An 18,313-nucleotide genomic window follows, 5' to 3' on the forward strand; every position below is an offset into this window, starting at 1 on the left:
ACGTCCCCTGTATCTGACTGAGGAAGCTTATGAATATGCCATTCCTGCGCCGTGCTAGCGCCATTGCATTATGCCTTTTAACCGCCTCTGCCCTGGCCGCCGAGGCGCCTTCCCGTACCGAATGTATCGCGCCCGCCAAGCCCGGCGGCGGCTTCGATCTCACCTGCAAGCTGATCCAGGTCAGCCTGATGGAAACCGGCGCCATCGAAAAACCGATGCGCGTCACCTACATGCCCGGCGGCGTAGGGGCAGTGGCCTACAACGCGATCGTCGCCCAGCGCCCCGGCGAACCCGGTACCGTAGTCGCTTTCTCCGGCGGCTCGCTGCTCAACCTGGCGCAGGGTAAGTTTGGCCGCTACGGCGTGGATGATGTGCGCTGGCTGGCCAGCGTCGGCACCGATTACGGCATGATCGCCGTCCGCGCCGACTCGCCGTGGAAAGACCTGCCGTCGTTTATGGCGGCGATGGAAAAAAATCCCGCCAGTATCGTCATCGGCGCTGGCGCCTCAATCGGTAGCCAGGACTGGATGAAAGCGGCGCTGCTGGCGCAAAAAGCGAACGTCGATCCACACAAAATGCGCTACGTGGCCTTTGAGGGCGGCGGCGAACCGGTCACCGCGCTGCTGGGCAATCACGTGCAGGCGGTTTCCGGCGATCTCAGCGAAATGGTGCCTTATCTCCAGGGCAATAAAATCCGCGTGCTGGCGGTGTTCGCTAACGAAAGGCTACCGGGCGCGCTCGCCGATGTCCCCACCGCCAAAGAGCAGGGCTACGACCTGGTCTGGCCGATTATTCGCGGCTTCTTCGTGGGTCCGAAAGTCAGCGACGCCGACTATCAGTGGTGGGTGGATGAGTTCACGAAATTGCAGCAGACCGACGCGTTCAAAAAGCAGCGCGAGCTGCGCGGCCTGTTTGAATTCAACATGAACGGTAAGGAACTGGACGCCTATGTCAAAAAACAGGTGGAAGCGTATCGCCTGCAGGCGAAATCCTTTGGCCTGGCCAAATAATTTGCGGAGGTTGCGATGAGCGATCGTATTTTTGCCGGAGTGTGGCTGCTGCTCTGCGCGGGTGGAATGTTTATCGCCTGGCAAATTCACAGCGAATACGCCTATGAGCCTGTCGGCCCACGTCCTTTCCCGGTCGGCATTATCGGCCTGATGCTGGTGTGCTCTGTCTTGCTGCTTCTGCGTCGGCCCGACGCTATCACGTGGCCCGGGCGCCGGGTTTTACAACGTCTATTAACTATGGTGGTGGCGCTGGGGATCTATGCGTGGGGTTTTGAATGGCTGGGTTTTCCTCTGGCCACCGCGCTGCTGACCGCCGTGTTTGGCCTGCTGTTTGGCGCCACGCTGCCCGCTGCCGGGGTAGCCGGCGTCGCGATGGGCATCGCGCTGTGGTACGTCTTTGACGCCCTGCTTGATGTCACCCTGCCGCTCGGCATCTGGTTGAGTTAACGGAGAAGGTTATGGATATCTGGATTTATTTATCACAGGGCTTCGCCGTTGCCATGACGCCGGGCAACCTGACCATCGCGCTAATTGGCTGCTTTGTGGGCACTATCGTCGGTCTCCTGCCGGGTCTGGGCCCGATTAACGGTGTCGCGATCTTACTGCCGCTGGCCTTTGCTCTGCACCTGCCCGCGGAATCAGCGTTAATCCTGCTGGCTACGGTCTATATTGGTTGTGAATACGGCGGACGCATTTCGTCTATCCTGCTTAACGTCCCCGGTGATGCCGCCGCCATTATGACCGCTCTCGACGGTTATCCGATGGCGCAGCAGGGACGTGGCGGCGTAGCGCTGTCGATCTCTGCCGTGAGCTCCTTTGTTGGTTCAATGATCGCTATCGGCGGGATCATCCTGTTCGCGCCGGTGCTGGCGCAGTGGTCGCTGGCGTTCGGTCCGGCAGAATATTTCGCCCTGATGATTTTTGCCATCGCCTGCCTTGGTAGCATGATGGCGGAAAATCCGCTGAAGTCGTTTCTCGCCGCGTTAATCGGTTTGGGGCTGGCGACGGTAGGCGTTGATGCCAATACCGGCGTGTACCGCTTCACTTTCGACAGCGTTCATCTTTCCGATGGCGTGCAGTTTATCGTGGTGGTGATCGGGCTCTTTTCGGTTTCGGAGATTTTGCTGATGCTGGAAAGCACCAGCGGCGGGCAGAAGCTGGTACGGAAAACCGGACGCATGCTGTTTAACGCCAAAGAGGCGGGCCAGTGCGTGGGCGCGACCCTGCGCTCATCGGTGGTGGGTTTCTTTGTCGGCATTCTGCCGGGCGCAGGGGCGACCATTGCCAGCGCTATCACCTATATGACCGAGAAAAAGCTCAGCGGCAATAGCGACACCTTCGGGAAGGGCGATATTCGCGGCGTCGCGGCGCCGGAAGCAGCGAACAACGCCTCCGCCTGCGGCTCGTTTATTCCGATGCTCACGCTCGGCGTTCCCGGCTCCGGGACCACCGCGGTGATGATGGGCGCCCTGACCCTCTACAACATCACGCCGGGACCGGCGATGTTTACCGAACAGCCGGATATCGTCTGGGGGTTAATTGCCGCGCTGCTGATCGCCAACGTGATGCTGCTGATTATGAACATTCCGCTGATCGGCCTGTTCACCCGCATGCTGACGATACCGCTATGGTTTCTGGCCCCGGCTATCGCCGCCGTGTCCGCGGTCGGCGTCTACGCCGTACACAGCACCACCTTCGACCTGCTGTTGATGGTTGGGCTGGGCGTGCTGGGCTACATTATGCGTAAGATGCACTTCCCGATGTCGCCGCTGATCTTAGGGTTTGTGCTGGGAGAGATGCTGGAGCAGAACCTGCGCCGCGCGCTGTCCATCAGCAATGGCAACGTGGCGATTCTGTGGCAAAGCGGCGTGACGAAAACGCTTCTGTTTCTGGCCATCGCGGTGATTGTTGTCCCCCCGCTGCTGCGGTACTGGCGCAAACGTCAGCTTAATACGCAGGGCGATCTGCCCTCCTCCTGATGCTCAACGTCATTGGCGGTCGCTCAGCGCCGCCAATGACGGTATACGTTGAATTTCCACCACATCTGCCTGATAGTTATCGTTTTAACTTTCTGGTGATCCGTTATGACCGTCGCCGCATCCCGTTCGGGGTTAACATTCGCCGCGCTGGCGCTGGCCCTGATTCTTGTTTACACCGGTATCAGCGCGGGGGATAAGCTTACCTGGCTGATGGAAGTCACGCCGGTGATCATCATCGTTCCGCTTTTGCTGGCCACGCGCTCGCGCTATCCGCTGACGCCGCTGCTTTACACGCTGATTTTCTTCCATGCCATCATTTTGATGGTCGGCGGCATGTACACCTATGCGAAAGTGCCCATCGGTTTTGACGTACAGGCATGGCTGGGACTGAGCCGTAACCCCTATGACAAGCTGGGGCACTTTTTCCAGGGACTGGTGCCGGCGCTGGCGGCGCGGGAGATTCTGCTGCGCGGTGGCTACGTTCACGGGCGGAAAATGCTCGGTTTCTTGGTCTGCTGTATTGCGCTGGCGATTAGCGCCGTCTATGAACTGATCGAATGGTGGGCGGCGCTGGCGCTGGGACAGGGCGCAGAGGAGTTTCTCGGCACCCAGGGCGATCCCTGGGATACCCAGTCGGATATGTTTTGCGCCCTGCTCGGCGCGCTGACCACCGTTTTTGCGCTGGGCCGCTGGCATACGAAGCAGCTACTGAACGTCCAGCGCGTCTGAGCCGGGTATGGCCTGCTGGTTGACCCAGTCACGTAGCGCCCGGCGGGAAATTTTAATGCCGCCGGTTTTCAGCGATTCAGGCAACCGCAGCCAGCGCACCGGCAGCTGAAAGCGAGCCAGCTTATCGGCGCACCAGCACGCCAGCGCGGACGGGTCGTAATGCTCGCCGCACTCCACCACCGCCACCGGCCGCTGGCCAAACTCCGCGTCATCCTGCGGCACGATAAAAATCTGCTGGATCCAAGGGTGAGCGCCAATGACCCGCTCCACCTCTTCCGGTTGAATGCCCTCCCCGCCGCTGAAAAAGAGATTATCCATTCTTCCGAGAATGGTCAGATTGCCGTTATCAAGCCTGCCGCGATCGCGGGTAGCAAACCAGCCGTGTTCATTAACCAGTGGAACTATTTGCTCATCGCGCCAGTAGCCTTCAGCCATGCTGTCCGAGCGCAGCCAGACCTCACCGTCGACAATCCGCAGTTCGCGCCCCGGCAGTGGCCGCCCGACGTCCGCCAGGCCGTCCGCCTCCTTGGCGCATACCGTCGAGGCAAACTCGGTTAGCCCGTAGCCGCACCAGCAGCGGATACCGCGCTGACCGGCCTGCTCGGTTAGCGCCACCGGAATCGCCGCGCCGCCGAGCAGAACCGCTTTTAACGACACCCTGGCGTCGCCGTTAAGCAGACGCCAAAGCTGAGTCGGTACCAGGGAGGCGTGGGTACAACCGCGTAAAGCGTGTTCCAGCGGCTGCTTGTCGCGTACCGTCAGGCCTGCGCCAGCAAACAGCCAGCGCCAGAGAATACCCTGGCCGGAAACGTGAAACAGCGGCAGCGACAGCAGCCAGTCGTCCTGCTGCGCAAAGGGTATCATCGCCAGCACGCCTTCTGCGCTGGCAAGATGGGCGCGAAAAGCGTGCACCGCCGCTTTCGGTAGTCCCGTCGACCCCGAGGTTAGCGTCATGGACGCGATACGATCTTCTCGCCAGTCGACCGCGTGGACGCCGTCGCCGGCGTGCAACGCTAATGGATTAAGCGCCGCCGGAAGGTCGCCGCCGTTTAGCACCAGCGCGTGACGCAGACCCAAAGACGGCAGCAGTTCCGCCAGCTGAGGAGCCGGCAACTGAGGATTCAGCGGCAGGACGCGCGCGCCGCACTGCAGGAGGGCCAGCCACGCCAGCAGAGCATCGGGCTGGTTGTAAGCACGAAGCAGCACGCCATCGCCGTCGCGAACGCCCCGGGCGTGAAATCCCGCCGCCAGCGCATCAATTTGCGCGCACAGCTCCCGCCAGCTTAGCCGCCGCTCGTTCAGGCGCAGCGCCTGAGCCTCTTCCCGCAGCCGCCGCCAGTGGCGCCAGGGCCAGTCGCTAAAGGTCACAGCAGCGGCTCCAGGTCATCAACGTTCAGACACGGCAGATCGCTTTCCGGCCAACGGCGCACCAGTTGGGCACGCATCAGGCTCAGGGTGTCCAGACCGGGTATCGTGTTTGGGGTCAGCCAGGCGGCGATTCGCGCCAGTTGCGTCAGGCCAAGGCTCGACTCAATGGATGAGCTGATGACCGCCGTCAGCCCCAGCGCATGCGCCTGCGCCACCTGCTGCCGCACTTTTTGCAGGCTGCCGGTCAACGTCGGTTTAATCACTACCGCCCGCAGCCCCGGCTCGGCGGCAAAGCTAAAGTCCGCCTCGCGCAGGCTCTCATCCCAGGCAATAGCGATACCCGTTTCTTTCGCAAAAGCGCGTGAATCGTCGCGGTTTTTACAGGGTTCTTCGAGAAAGGCGATGCGGCTGCGATAGTGCGGATTAACATATTTAGCGAACTGCTGCGCTTTCAGCGGCGTCCAGGCGCGGTTAGCGTCGAGGCGCAGCGTCAGATCGGGAATCGCCTCCAGCAGTAGATTGACCACCATGCCGTCGCGCACCGCCTCATACAGGCCGACTTTGACCTTGGCGACCTTCTCGCCGGGCATCAGCGAAAGCCTGGCGAACAGCTCGTCCGGGTCGCCGGAACAGAGCGGCGCCGCGCGATAATCCGCCGTCTGCGGCAGCTCGCCGCACAGTTCCGCCAACGCGCAGCTCGCGCCGAAAGCCGCTGACGGCAGGGTCGGCAGCGCGCCGCCCTCGCCATCGCGCCAGGCGCTTGCCCACGCCAACAGCACCGTCTGCGCCTCATCCAGCGTTTCCAGGCTGAATCCGGGCAGGGGAGAAATTTCCCCCCAGCCTTCACGCTCGCCGTCGCGCAGGTGCAGAAGCAAACCATCGCGGGTTTTTAACCGCCGTTCACGCAGCACCACTCCCGCATCCATCGGTAGCTGCCAGCGGTAGACCTGCGCCTGCCGCATTACGGATTCCGTTTAAATTTGCTGAAGTCCGGCTGACGCTTCTGATTGAAAGCGTTGCGCCCTTCCTGACCCTCTTCGGTCATGTAAAACAGCATGGTGGCGTTACCCGCCAGCTCCTGCAGTCCCGCCTGACCGTCGCAGTCGGCGTTCAGCGCCGCCTTCAGGCAGCGCAGCGCCATCGGGCTGTTTTGCAGCATTTCCCGGCACCAGCGCACGGTCTCTTTTTCCAGATCCGCCAGCGGCACCACGGTATTGACCAGACCCATATCCAGCGCCTGCTGCGCGTCGTACTGGCGGCACAGGAACCAGATCTCACGGGCTTTTTTCTGCCCGACGATGCGCGCCATATAGGAGGCGCCCCAGCCGCCGTCGAAAGAGCCGACTTTTGGGCCGGTCTGGCCAAAGATAGCGTTTTCCGCCGCGATGGTCAGATCGCACATCATATGCAGGACGTGGCCACCGCCGATGGAATAACCCGCAACCATCGCCACCACCGGTTTCGGGCAGGTGCGGATCTGACGCTGGAAATCGAGAACGTTGAGGTGATGAACGCCGGAATCATCCTGATAGCCGCCGTAGTCGCCGCGGACCTTCTGATCGCCGCCGGCGCAAAACGCTTTATCGCCTTCACCGGTCAGCACGATGACGCCGATATTGTCGTCATAGCGGGCATCTGCCAGCGCCTGAATCATCTCTTTGACGGTCAGCGGACGAAATGCGTTGCGTACCTGTGGGCGGTTGATGGTGATTTTGGCAATCCCGTCCGCCGATTTTTGGTAACGAATGTCGGTGTAGCCTTCGGAGCAGTCCTGCCATTCAATCGGGGCGTAAAGCATTGCTTCATCAAGAGAGATCATAAAGTGTCCTTCAGTTAACTCGCTAAAAACTGTGCCAGACAAGCTACGACTGCACCGGGGTTTTCCCGATGCGCGTTGTGTCCGGCATGATTAATCACGTGCGTGGTGGCCGATAGCTCATCGGCGATGGCGCGAAACTTGCTGTCGCGTTCGCCGCAAAGGTAGTGAAAAGGGAACTCGCGCGCCCGTAACGCCTCGCGCAGATCGGGCTGTTCAGCCAGCGAACTGGCCTGCAGCATTGCCGCCAGCGTACCGCCGTTATTGCGGCTGCGTAGCGCAATCAGCGCCGCTCGCTGCGCTGCATCAAGGGAAGCAAAGACCGGCTGCTGATACCAGTCGGCAAACACCTGGGTCAGCGGCTCGCGGCGAAAGCGTTCCGCCCAGGCGGCATCGTTGCGACGGCGCAACAAGCGCTGGTTTTCATCCGCTAACCCCGGATGCCCTCCCTCAACAACCAGCCCGCAGAGCCCTTCGCGCGGCTGGCAGGCAAAGTACATTGCCACCCGTCCGCCGAGGGAGTAACCCACCAGCCAGTACTTAAGTATGTTGTAACTATTAAGCGTTTTCTCAATAAGATGACTAACCTCGGCCAGGCTGTTTGCCGCAATTTTCGCTGAACCGCCGTGGCCCGGCAGGTCAATATAGAGACGCGAATACGCGCCGAACGCCTGCCCGACCGTCAGCCATTCGCGACAATCGCCAGAAAAACCGTGCAAAAAGACCAGCCAGGGATGGCCCGGCTGGCCGCGTTCGGCCAGCGCGTGGAGGATCATAGCTGACTCACCTGGGCCAGCAGCCGCTGCAAAGTTTGCGTACCGTCGGTTTCGTTGACCACCAGCTCAATCAGCGTCGCGCCGGGGGCTCGCCAGGCAACGTCCAGCGCCTGTTCCAGTTCATTCCAGTCCGCAGGGCGATGATAAGTCAGATCGAACATCGCCGCCGCGTGCGCGAAATGGATATTCTGCGGCATCAGATAGAACTGGCTTCGCTGCTCCTGCGGCGTGGGCAGCAGGGAAAAAATCTGCCCGCCGTTATTGTTGACGACAATCAGCACCATCGGCGCTGAAGCCTGACGCAGTAGCGCCAGCGAGTTGAGATCGTAAAGCGCCGACAGATCGCCGACGATAGCCAGCGTAGGGCGCGCGCTGGCGCGCTGCACCCCGGCCGCCGTCGCCAGTAGGCCGTCGATTCCGCTGGCCCCGCGATTGCTGTAGACCGGGTAACCTGCCGGTAGCTGCGACAGCGCGTCAATTAAACGTACCGCCAGGCTGTTGCCGACAAACAGCTGGCCCTGATCCGGCAGATAGCGCCGGATTCGCTGCGCCAGCTGGGCCTCGCCGAACGCCTCGCTGCTGGCGACCGCCGCCTGCCAGGCCTGGCGCGCCAGTTCAGGAATAATGACGGCCCACGGCTGGCGTTTTTCCGCCGGGTGCTGCTCAAGCCAGCGGTCGATGGCGCAGACCAGGCGACGACCACGATGCTGGGCAGGATCCAGACGCCCCGGTAGGTTGTCCACCAGCCAGTATTCTTCGGGTTCGCAGGTGGCCTGCCACTGCAAAACGCGCTTGCTGGTCAGGCTGCTGCCCAGTTGGACAATGATTTGCGCCTGCGCCAGTTCGCTGACCGCGTTTCCGTTGCCGAGCCACAGATCGGCGCAGGGAAGCGGCTGCCCGGTTTGCGAGAGCACATCGCCAATCAGCGGCCAGCCGAGCGTTTTCGCCCACTCGGCAACCTTTACGCCCTCTTCCGCGCTCATCCGCCCGGCGACCACTACGCCGCGTTTTTGGCGCCAGAAAAACCAGTCGCGCTGCTTTTCGCTTGAGGTCTGCAGAGACTGGCGCAGCCAGGGCTTATCGCTCTGCCACCAGTCGCCAAGCTGCCGCTGCCACTCGGCGCCGTTGTCGTCCATATCGCCGTACAGCGGTTCAGCAAACGGACAGTTAATATGAACGGCGCCGCCATGCAGCGCGCCGAGCGCCTGGTCGAGGGTCGAGACCAGCCAGCGGGAGGAGATATCCTGCGACGGGCGCGGAAGGGATATTGTGTGCGACGGATGCGAGGCGAACATGCCCGGCTGGCGTATGGCCTGATTCGCCCCGCAGTCGATCAGCTCCGGCGGCCGGTCGGCGGTCAGCAAAATGAGTTTTTCGCCGGTCAGCCCGGCTTCAATCAGCGCCGGATAGAGGTTGGCCGTCGCGGTACCGGAGGTCACAATCACCGCCACCGGCTGGCCGCTGGCTTTCGCCAGTCCTAGCGCCAGATGGCCAAGACCGCGTTCGTCAAAGTGGGTATGGTGAATAAACGCGCGGTTTTCCGCCGCCGCCAGGGTTAAAGGCGTCGAGCGCGATCCGGGCGCAATGCAGATGTGCTGCACGCCGTGGCGCGTCAAAGCTTCAAGGATCACCGCCGCCCAGCGTCGGTTAAATGCGCTTACTGACATGAATTTGTCCAGTATCAAATATTGAGGCTAAGTATAGATAAAGCAGACTGTTGCCGTTTTGATATGCATCGTTTTATCTATGTTTCTGTAAGCAGTAACGAACGCAATCCTGCGGCTTTATTTTCAATTTCCTGCCACTCCTGCTCAGGGTCGGAGCCGCTGACGATCCCCGCCCCGGCGTACAGTCTGAGCGTATGGTTTTCGACTTTCGCCGAACGCAGAGAGACGCAAAATTCGCTTTGCGCCAGCGACAGATAGCCGGCTGAGCCTGCATACCAGCCGCGGGTAAAAAGCTCATGACGGGTGATAAAATTCAGCGCCACCTGGCGCGGCAAACCCGCGACCGCCGCCGTGGGCTGGAGCAGATGAAGACAGCGGGCATCATCGGGGTTGTCCAGCTCGGCCCATATGCAGCGCCGCAGATGCTGAACTTTACGCAAACGGACAATCTGCGGCGGCAGCACTTCCAGCGCGCGCGTCTCACCTTGCATCCGCTGACAGATATCCTCTACCACCAGCATATTTTCGCGCTGATTCTTATCGTCGCCCATCAGCCAGTTGCCCAAACGCTGGGCCTGCCGATCGTCCGCATCGCCGGCGACGGTTCCCGCCAGCGCTTCGGTACGCAATAGCGCGCCGCGCCGCCGCCACAGCCGTTCCGGCGTTGAACCCACGAATGCCTCTCTCGGGTTGAAGGCCATCAGGAAGTGGAAGCAGTTGAGGTTACTGCGGCGGCTGGCGGCCATAATCGATCCGGCGTTTAACGGCGCGGCGAAATGCAAATCGGTGGCGCGAGCCAGGACCACTTTGTCCATTTCCCCCGCCGCTATCGCCTGCGTCGCCTGCGTAATCAACGCTCGCCACTGCGGATAAGCCGGGAAATGCTGTTCGCTAAGCAGAGAGGGCACCGCAGTAGGTTGCGCCTGTTTCGCCACCAGAGAATCGAGAAATTCACGCGCCGCGCGGGCATCGTCGCAAAGCGACGTCTCGCTGGATAGCGCCAGACGCAGCGTGGCGCTGCCGCCCAGGCGACGCCACTCCAGCCTCGGCAATAGCAGCAAACCCCGCTGAGGATGAAAGGCGTTAAGGCCGCAAATTCGCAGGTCATCACGCCCCTGCTGGCGCAAAAAAGCGTGCGCCAGCGTCAGGGAAGCAAAGGTTTTTACCGCCCCCAGCGCCGCCAGCTCTTCATCGCCGCTGCGCTGCTGCCAGTAGAACTGCGGCCACTGTCGCTGATGACCGCACCACAGCAGCGGATCAAAAGCGTCATTCAGCGCAAAGGGAACATCGAAAATTCGCGTGCCGGGCGATGGCGGGAACGCTTCATCCAGGCAGCGGTATAGGCTTTCCAGCGCGGTGGAAACAGACAGCACGCGAACCTCCACGGAGTAAAAACCCCACATTATACGGGGTACTACTGAGGAATAGCAGTACCCACGATGAGGGAGCGGGTTTTTAATTCGCGCGACGGTCAGTGGGTGGCGATTTCGTACGCCATGCCGATATGGTCGATGCCGTCCTCGTCGTAAACCTCGGTCACCGGCACAAAACCGAAGCTGGCGTAGAATTTTTGCAGGTGCGCCTGGGCGCCAAGATAGATGGCCTTTTGCGGCCAGTGTTGACGGCAGCTGGCCAACGCCTGTTCCATCAACTGATAACCCAGCTTCTCGCCGCGCGCCGCCGGGCTGACAATCACCCGGCCAATCACTACCGGTTCAAACTCGTCATCGCTCTTGAGAATGCGCGCGTAGGCCACCAGTTCATCGCCGCGCCAGCCGAGAAGATGGCGATTCTCTCCCACCAGATCATCGCCGTCGACGTCCTGATAGACGCAGGATTGTTCGACAACAAACACCGCACAGCGTAATTTCAGCACAGCATATAGCTGGGGGACGGTCAGTTCGGCGTGGTGAAGATCCTGCCATGTCATCATCTGCGGTTCCTTAGTTGGTATACTTTACTTTTTGACCCACGCCCTGAGGATACTGGACGATGGAATTACTTTTTTTGGGGACATCCGCTGGCGTGCCGACCCGTACGCGTAATATGACGTCGATAGTGCTGAATTTGCAACAGCCAACAATGGCGGAGATGTGGCTGTTCGACTGCGGAGAGGGAACTCAGCATCAGTTTCTGCGCACCGCCTGTCACCCCGGCAAACTGAACAAGATTTTTATCACCCACTTACATGGCGATCACCTTTTCGGCCTCCCCGGCCTGCTGTGCAGCCGCTCGATGCAGGGCAATACTCTGCCGCTGACGCTGTACGGGCCAAAGGGGCTTAAAGAGTTTGTGGAAACCGCGCTGCGCCTGAGCGGTTCCTGGACCGATTACCCGTTGGCTATCGTCGAAGTCGAGCCAGGGCTGGTGCTTGATGAAGCTGGCTTTCGGGTTACCGCCTGGCCGTTAAACCATCCGGTCGAATGCTACGGCTATCGTATCGAACAGCATGATAAGCCGGGTACCCTTGATGCCGCTCAGCTTATCGCCGAAGGCGTGCCCCCCGGTCCGTTGTTCCAGCGCTTAAAACAGGGGTTGACGGTTGAGCTGGAAGATGGACGTGTGATTGACGGTAGACGCTATCTCGGCCCTACGACGCCGGGTAAGAAGCTGGCAATTTTCGGCGATACCGCCCCCTGCCCGGCGGCGCTGGAGCTGGCCCGCGGCGTGGATGTTATGGTCCATGAGGTGACGCTCGAACAGGCGATGGCGGAAAAAGCGAACAGCCGCGGGCATTCGACCAGCCAGCAAACCGCCGCGCTGGCGCACGACGCTGGCGTCGGTACCCTTATCGCCACGCATTTTAGTTCTCGCTATGACGCTGAAGGCTGCCAGCGTCTGCTGGCAGAATGCCAAGAGATATTCCCGTCTACCGTGCTGGCGGAAGATTTCATGGTCTATACCGTAGAATAAAAAAGAGGCGTAACGCGGCAGATAAAAAAGCCGCGAATGCGCCGCCAGCTACTCTTCAACGTAGCTGTTATAACGCAGGATAGATTTCAAATTTCGATAACCCAGGTAATCCTGGATAGAGTCGTCATCAATACCTTTTTTCCCCAGTTCATAGCCGCAGGCATGGCGCAGCATCCGCGGGTGAATATTTTGCTTTAGCTTCGCCAGCTCGCAGCACTCACGAATAATTTGATAGAAACGCTGGCGAGTCATCTGGTTTCCCCGGGAGGAGATAAACAGCAAATCATTATGAGCAGGATAACACTCTCTGGCCAGCAGCCAGCGCTCTAACGAGACAACCTCTTTTGGCTGTAAAGGGTGATAACCTGAGATACCGTGACGCGCTCGGCGGATATAAACCCTTTTCCGCGGTAGATCGATATCCTGCAAAGTCAGAGCGGTAATTTCATTAATTCGGCAACCGTGCAAAAAGCACATTTGGATCATGCAGCTATTTCTTTCCGGGTGAGCACAATAATGTGCGGCAAGTACCAGACGCTCAACATCCTTTACGCTCAGATATTCCGTATCTTCCTGCATACGCCATTCCTTTTCATCCATTTAGCTTATAAGGTTACTGATAGGTAAACGTCAGCTGTACGACAGACTCAAATTTACCCACCTTTGCACCACCCCGGGTTGAATATAAACGGGCAGCCAGCGGGAAAATACCTTTTCCGGTGCTTCCGTTGATAGCAATGCTCATCTGATCCTGATTTTTATAGGTTGTAGAATGATCGCTGCTGGTTATTTGCAGCGCGATATACTGCGCCGCGTCGCTGGCGGCCATATTGGCGAAATGTGTGGCATCGTCGCCGTCCGTCACACCATCAAATTTTACCGTGGCTTTCGTTGTCCCGGCCGGACAATTTTCGACATTCAGGTAAAAAGTTTTCCACTCAGAAGCGTTGCCGGGCGTTTGAAAGTCGATATTTGGAAGTGGGCCGAAATTCACCTCTTGATATTGCGTATCGGTACTTACGTCACAGGGGAGGTAATAAATATTGCCCTTAACATTCAAAGGGACCCCGCCCGAAGATGAAAAAACGGGTAGCAATAAAACCAGCCATAGCGCCTTTTTCATTATTCACTCCTGCTATTCAATTTCTGCCTGAATGGTCGCCGTAGCGGTAAATCCACCTCCGCCGGGTAAATGCCCCGTGGTATTAATCGGATAGATTTTCATGGTCGTGTCCCCACTCTGGCTCGGGTAATTAAAATTGACCGGCAGCATCCCTGAAATAACGGGTATTTTGACGCCGGTAATATTTTCAATGCGCACCGCAATATCGCTATTGGTAGTCGCCAGCGCAGTGCTGTCGTGGGTATCGGCCGCGCCCTGGAATGAGAGCGCTATTTTTACCCCGGCGGAAATGTTGGTGCACGCCACCGTCATATTTACCGTGTGCGGGGTGAATCCTGTGGGCATCTGATTTATTGTTTTAAAGTGGTTGGCGGCAATATCGCCAAAATCAATGTTAATCGGTTGACCGGTATTTATCTCACACGATTGCGGAACCGTAACCGAACCGTTCATGGTGATTTGGGTCATCGGAGTAGCGCTATAGCTCCCTTTCTTTCGCGTCCCATAAACATTGAGGATTATCGTCGGGGGGATTGTCACCCGGCCAACGAACGGCCGGGTAAAATAGAGTGAAATATACCCTTTCGAACCGGTGTCAAAAATTGTACCCGTGGTATTACATGGGAATGAGTTAATGTAATTGTTACTCTTATCCAGTACCGGCGTCGGCACAAACTGGTTTAATTTTCCGGCGATATATAGCTCACTAGCGATTTCCAGGTATGGATTCAGACGATAATAATTTAAGCCATTTCGCGTTTGCGTTGCAGCAAGGCCAGGTATTGTCGTTTTAAAAAAAGTCGATGTATTAAGCGTGGTCGCATCACATTCACACCTCGCCTGATACGTTCCCCCGGTATTCCATTCATATATACGAAGAAACTCCATCCCTGCCTGGTTTTGCGAGGGATTAGTAAATGTTTCAGTAAAAGAAAAACTGTCCTGAAAAGCACTCCCGCTATTCGTCTGACACCACCCAGATGCCGCCATCGCCTGCGGCGATATCGCCAGCGCCGTCAGGCCCGCTACTATTCCCCATGAAAATCGTTTCATTGTCTCTGCATCCTTTCGATTAACGGCAAAGCGCCTGGGCTACAATGATGCCGGTAAGTTGTTTTGCTGACGGCAGCGTATAGTGGATCTGGCAGCGTTCCTGCGTCCCGGCGCCCCACTTCGCGTTAAGAATGCCGTTAGATTCCAGCCCGGTCAGGTAGACCTGTCCGCCATCTCCAACGATAAAAGCCTGCTCAGATGACGCCGTCCCTGGGACGCTGACCATGGCGCCGAAAGGGAGAAGCTGTCCACTCTCCTGACGCACCGTCATCAGCACCCGATTACCCACGCTGGTGGCATAATTTGCGCGAACCACCGCCCCACGGGTAGGCACAACGGTCTGAGTCGCCAATTCGAGGTCGACATCATCCGGCATCGTCGTGGTATCGAGCGTCAGGATATTCTTACGATACGGCGAGGCGTAAGGTACAACGGTGTAGCCCCGCCAGTCGGTTCTGACCCCGGTCTGGCTATTCACGCCGACGCCCGCGGCGCCGGGCGCCTTGATTAACGCAACGGTTTCGCCGAAAGGCTGCCCCAGCGTCAGGCCGTTTTCATGCACCAGCGCTCCGCCGCGCAGGGCGTAGTTCAGACGATGGCTGTATTTATCATGGCTGTAGCCGCCGGTAATCTCAGCGTAGGTCGCCCGCCAGTCTGCGTTGAGGCTACCGCTCTCCCCTCTTCCCTGGCTGGTATAGCCTTCCTGTACGCTCCAGCTCAGGTTGTTACGCTCCAGCAAGGTGCCGGAGAGACCCAGGTTATTGCTGGTTGAGCCATTTTTGCTGCTGTTCAGGGAGTAGTTGGCATAAACCGGCTTCGGCAGCCATTCCCCCAGCGGCACGCTGATGCTCAGGGCGAAAAGGTGGTCTTCGTCATTACGCTTACCGGTGTTCTGGTCGGTAGTGTTGCGGTTATAGCTGTAGTTCATGCTATAGCTGATGCCGTGCCAGCTGTTGTTATATCCAACGCCAACGGACTCCATGGTGCGACCGCTGTTCCAGTAGTCTTCGCGGATATAGCTCAGCGACAGCGATCCCAACTCTTCGCCCAGGCTCTGGCTGACCGTGACCTCTCCCCGATTGCGCCGCCGTTCAATAGAAGGCGTGTAGGTGTCATCCCGATAGGTATCCAGCACTTCCTGCATATCCCAGAAACCGCTGGTCGCATAGCGATACCCTGCCAGACTCACGTTGGTTCCCAAACCAGGAAGGTCTTTGCTGTAACGGACACGTACCGACTGCCCGCTCTCTTTCTCTTTATCCTGTCTTGTCGACCAGGCCTGGATGATATCGGTCGAGACGGCGCCCAGTTCACCGAGGTTTTTCCCCATACCCAACGCCACCGACTGGTATTTGCTGCTAAACTGGCCGCCGCCGTAAAGGGTTAACCCCCAGGGCAAGCCGTAAATCGCCGTCGCCTGGCTGAGAGGCGTTTCGTCAATGCTGTTGTCGTAGGCGCGATATACGCCAGAGGTGACGCTATATTTCAGGCGCCCTTCGCGCTGCAGGACCGGGAGCGAAGCGTAAGGGACGATCAGATTCTGCTCGCTGCCATCCGCTTCTTTGATGGTGACGGCTAAATCACCGGAACCGCCGGTCGGGTACATATCGGTGATTTCAAAAGCGCCAGGCGCAACGTAGGTCTGGTAAATCTCATAGCCGTTCTGGCGAATAATGACCTGAGCATTAGTACGCGCAATCCCGCGAACGACGGGCGCATAGCCGCGCAGGCTTTCCGGCAGCATATCGTCATCGGAAGCCAGCATCGCCCCACGGAAGGGAACGCCCTCAAAAACATCGGCATCCGTGCTGCTATCGCCCAGCGTCATCACCCCCTGTAGCGCATTGATGCTGCGCTGCGCATAGGTATATACCGTGTCCCAACTATTATTGGATTCTCCACCGCTGCTGCTGCGCGCCCAGGTCGTGTAGTTCCGCAGACGCCACGGCCCGATGTTGATTCCGGGACGCAGGTTAACGTATTGGTTATCGCTGTCCGGCGTATCGTTCTGGCGTGACCAGTTATTTGCCCCGCTAAACGAGTAATTGAGCAGCAGCGCCGTCACTCCGTCATCCCACTGTTTCGGATCTACCCAGCCTCGGGCTGCGCTGGACACCGCCGCCTGAGGAAAGCTTAGTAGCAGGCGCTGCTGGCTGAAGCGAAAATCGGCTTTTGCCTGCGGTATAACGCTAATATCCGCGCAGTGGGGTGACTTGTGCCCTAATTCAGGAAATTGGACGACGCGCACGCCCCATGCGGCAAGCTCTTCTACCGTCAGGCAAGGCTGCAATTCCGTAGCTCCCGGGCCTTTGCTCTGCTGAAAAGCCACATCGCGGGTATCCATAAAAACGTTGTTAAGATAAATATCTACCCGATAGGTGCCCGGCAGCTGCCCGCCCGCCTGCTCATAAGCGGATAAATCCCTGACGCCCGTATGGGGGCCATCCATTTCCAACAGTGCCGGGTTAAAAACATCCCGCGCCAGAACCTCATCACTCAGCGGTAGCAGCGCAACGGCCAGAGCGCCGGCTATCCGGTTAAGCCGCCATTTATTATGATTATTCTTCATTTTCTCTGGAACTCCCTGGCCTGAAAGCCTCTACAAACTCGCGCGGTGCAGCGCGCCGATACCGCCGTAATCGTTAATCAGTTTCCACTGCAAAGCGCCGGCGCTGACGTTCGGCAATTGAAAACGCGCCGTTTCCCCCGGCCCCACCCAGTTCGCGTCTTTGACTTCGGCGCCGCCAACTTTGACTTCGGCAAAATTCATATAAAAGGCGGTGGGATTAGTGACCTGTAAGGTATTACCGCTACGCGTCCAGCGAAGCTGCTCCGTCACCATTTCCGGTGTTCCTTCGACGGATTTGGGGCGATAAATCAATTTGATACGCGTTTTGATAGCGATCTGTAAGGTATTGGCGCCGGCTTTAGCCTGCGAGGAGGGAATCGCTTTAATGTTCATCCAGAACATGCTTTCTTTATTTTCCGCTAAACCGCCGCTGTAAATGACCCGCAGTCGGGTTTGCTGTTCGCCCTCAAGGCGAAATAAAGGCGGCGTTAACAGAAAAGGGGCAGCACCTTTATTACTCTCAACCCAGCTTTGAATGAGATAAGGCGTAGCGTCATTATTGGTTACGCTCAGTGAGGACTCTTTTTTACCGCCGGGATAGATCAGGCGAGTACCGCCGGTAACCACTCCCGCATGCGCCGCGGCACCGACCAACAGCCATCCAGCTATTAGCACTTTCAGGTATTTTTGCATCTCCAGCTCCCTGGAAAAGCGAGCCACATAGGGCTCGCTAACACTGTCATATAGACGGAAAATTAGTTATAGCTGATGGTGAAGTTGGCTGTACCGTCAGCCTTACCGGCAACGATGGAGGTCTCAGTCTGGATATAACGGACGCGGAACGGCAGATCGATATTGCCGGTAGCCGGGATGGACAGGCTGGCAGAACGAGTATAAAGCGGCAGCGTCGAGTTGCTGCTAGCATCAACCAGCTGCAGGGCCACGCCGGTCGCCACGTCCGGATCGACGCCCGCGCCGGTCAGCTGCAGTTTATCATTATCCCCGTTGACGTTGGCGCCGGAGAACAGTACCGATGCTTTAGCGACGGTAGTCGGGCAGTTTTCCAGTTTAATCGCGAAATTCTGTTCAGCCGCAGTAGACCCGGTACCGCTAAACGCGGTCTTGGCAATCTGCCCCATCTGAACTTCCAGCGGGTTGGACAGGTCGTTCACCACGTCGCAGCCAGCATCAATGATATCGCCGATAAACTTCACCTGACCGTCATCCGCCAGCGCAGCACCAGAGAACGCCGCGCAACCAGCGACAACAGCAGCAAGTAATGTTTTTTTCATGATTTATCCTTTTCAATG

The 18,313-nt window shown here is 58.3% G+C and carries 18 protein-coding genes; 5 read left to right on the forward strand and 13 right to left on the reverse strand.

Annotated elements, in window-relative coordinates; translation table 11 throughout:
- Positions 1 to 35 precede the first annotated feature (35 nt).
- The 4 genes from IYV58_RS19210 to IYV58_RS19225 all read left to right on the forward strand — a co-directional run bounded on the left by IYV58_RS19210 (position 36) and on the right by IYV58_RS19225 (position 3,718).
- Positions 36 to 1,010: a Bug family tripartite tricarboxylate transporter substrate binding protein gene (locus tag IYV58_RS19210; RefSeq protein WP_369894088.1), complete on the forward strand. Its 975-nt coding sequence runs from the start codon at positions 36 to 38 to the stop codon at positions 1,008 to 1,010.
- 15 nt (positions 1,011 to 1,025) lie between these two features.
- The gene (locus tag IYV58_RS19215; RefSeq protein WP_004123092.1) at positions 1,026 to 1,457 is read left to right on the forward strand and encodes a tripartite tricarboxylate transporter TctB family protein; all 432 of its coding nucleotides are present in this window, start codon (positions 1,026 to 1,028) and stop codon (positions 1,455 to 1,457) included.
- An 11-nt stretch (positions 1,458 to 1,468) separates the two neighbouring features.
- Positions 1,469 to 2,989: a tripartite tricarboxylate transporter permease gene (locus IYV58_RS19220; protein ID WP_004123094.1), complete on the forward strand. Its 1,521-nt coding sequence runs from the start codon at positions 1,469 to 1,471 to the stop codon at positions 2,987 to 2,989.
- 105 nt (positions 2,990 to 3,094) lie between these two features.
- The gene (locus tag IYV58_RS19225) at positions 3,095 to 3,718 is read left to right on the forward strand and encodes a DUF2238 domain-containing protein (RefSeq protein ID WP_004123096.1); all 624 of its coding nucleotides are present in this window, start codon (positions 3,095 to 3,097) and stop codon (positions 3,716 to 3,718) included.
- Here the strand turns inward: IYV58_RS19225 and menE are convergent.
- From menE to IYV58_RS19260, 7 genes are all read right to left on the reverse strand, one after another.
- On the reverse strand, positions 3,695 to 5,086 hold the full coding sequence (gene menE, locus IYV58_RS19230) for an o-succinylbenzoate--CoA ligase (protein WP_049114238.1): 1,392 nt from the start codon (positions 5,084 to 5,086) through the stop codon (positions 3,695 to 3,697). The two genes, IYV58_RS19225 and menE, sit on opposite strands and share 24 nt — an antisense overlap.
- Entirely contained in the window at positions 5,083 to 6,048 is a 966-nt protein-coding gene (gene menC / locus IYV58_RS19235) for an o-succinylbenzoate synthase (RefSeq protein WP_123829020.1), read from the reverse strand. Before menC ends, menE begins: the two co-directional genes overlap by 4 nt.
- Positions 6,048 to 6,905: a 1,4-dihydroxy-2-naphthoyl-CoA synthase gene (gene menB / locus IYV58_RS19240; RefSeq protein ID WP_004123101.1), complete on the reverse strand. Its 858-nt coding sequence runs from the start codon at positions 6,903 to 6,905 to the stop codon at positions 6,048 to 6,050. The genes menC and menB overlap by 1 nt, the downstream gene beginning before the upstream one ends.
- Positions 6,906 to 6,919: 14 nt before the next feature.
- The gene (menH, locus tag IYV58_RS19245; protein WP_004123103.1) at positions 6,920 to 7,678 is read right to left on the reverse strand and encodes a 2-succinyl-6-hydroxy-2,4-cyclohexadiene-1-carboxylate synthase; all 759 of its coding nucleotides are present in this window, start codon (positions 7,676 to 7,678) and stop codon (positions 6,920 to 6,922) included.
- Positions 7,675 to 9,345, reverse strand: coding sequence for a 2-succinyl-5-enolpyruvyl-6-hydroxy-3-cyclohexene-1-carboxylic-acid synthase (gene menD / locus IYV58_RS19250; protein WP_049114233.1), 1,671 nt, complete (start codon positions 9,343 to 9,345; stop codon positions 7,675 to 7,677). The genes menH and menD overlap by 4 nt, the downstream gene beginning before the upstream one ends.
- A gap of 77 nt (positions 9,346 to 9,422) precedes the next feature.
- Complete coding sequence (menF, locus tag IYV58_RS19255) at positions 9,423 to 10,718, reverse strand: isochorismate synthase MenF (RefSeq protein ID WP_123829019.1); 1,296 nt, start codon at positions 10,716 to 10,718, stop codon at positions 9,423 to 9,425.
- Between the two features lie 98 nt (positions 10,719 to 10,816).
- Complete coding sequence (locus IYV58_RS19260) at positions 10,817 to 11,278, reverse strand: GNAT family N-acetyltransferase (protein ID WP_004123108.1); 462 nt, start codon at positions 11,276 to 11,278, stop codon at positions 10,817 to 10,819.
- Between the two features lie 59 nt (positions 11,279 to 11,337).
- Here IYV58_RS19260 and rnz point away from each other — a divergent pair, with 59 nt between their 5' ends.
- The gene (rnz, locus tag IYV58_RS19265; protein ID WP_004123109.1) at positions 11,338 to 12,258 is read left to right on the forward strand and encodes a ribonuclease Z; all 921 of its coding nucleotides are present in this window, start codon (positions 11,338 to 11,340) and stop codon (positions 12,256 to 12,258) included.
- Positions 12,259 to 12,306: 48 nt separating this feature from the next.
- On the opposite strand, the gene IYV58_RS19270 is transcribed toward rnz, so the two are convergent.
- The 6 genes from IYV58_RS19270 to IYV58_RS19295 form a co-directional block, all read right to left on the reverse strand.
- A complete protein-coding gene (locus tag IYV58_RS19270; protein WP_142445922.1) occupies positions 12,307 to 12,837 on the reverse strand; it encodes a tyrosine-type recombinase/integrase in 531 nt (176 codons plus the stop codon).
- Between the two features lie 34 nt (positions 12,838 to 12,871).
- Positions 12,872 to 13,381 carry a fimbrial protein gene (locus IYV58_RS19275; RefSeq protein WP_004123111.1) on the reverse strand — a complete coding sequence of 170 codons (510 nt, stop codon included), beginning with the start codon at positions 13,379 to 13,381 and terminating at the stop codon, positions 12,872 to 12,874.
- A 12-nt stretch (positions 13,382 to 13,393) separates the two neighbouring features.
- Positions 13,394 to 14,434, reverse strand: coding sequence for a fimbrial protein (locus tag IYV58_RS19280; protein WP_004123112.1), 1,041 nt, complete (start codon positions 14,432 to 14,434; stop codon positions 13,394 to 13,396).
- Between the two features lie 19 nt (positions 14,435 to 14,453).
- Positions 14,454 to 17,003 carry a fimbria/pilus outer membrane usher protein gene (locus IYV58_RS19285; RefSeq protein ID WP_004123113.1) on the reverse strand — a complete coding sequence of 850 codons (2,550 nt, stop codon included), beginning with the start codon at positions 17,001 to 17,003 and terminating at the stop codon, positions 14,454 to 14,456.
- 30 nt (positions 17,004 to 17,033) lie between these two features.
- Positions 17,034 to 17,696 (reverse strand): fimbrial biogenesis chaperone, encoded by a 663-nt coding sequence (locus tag IYV58_RS19290; RefSeq protein ID WP_004123115.1) that lies wholly within the window; start codon positions 17,694 to 17,696, stop codon positions 17,034 to 17,036.
- 62 nt (positions 17,697 to 17,758) lie between these two features.
- A complete protein-coding gene (locus IYV58_RS19295; protein ID WP_004123117.1) occupies positions 17,759 to 18,295 on the reverse strand; it encodes a fimbrial protein in 537 nt (178 codons plus the stop codon).
- Between the last annotated feature and the right edge of the window lie 18 nt (positions 18,296 to 18,313).

The organism is Klebsiella sp. BDA134-6 (genome assembly GCF_015601345.1).
Classification (GTDB): domain Bacteria; phylum Pseudomonadota; class Gammaproteobacteria; order Enterobacterales; family Enterobacteriaceae; genus Klebsiella; species Klebsiella grimontii.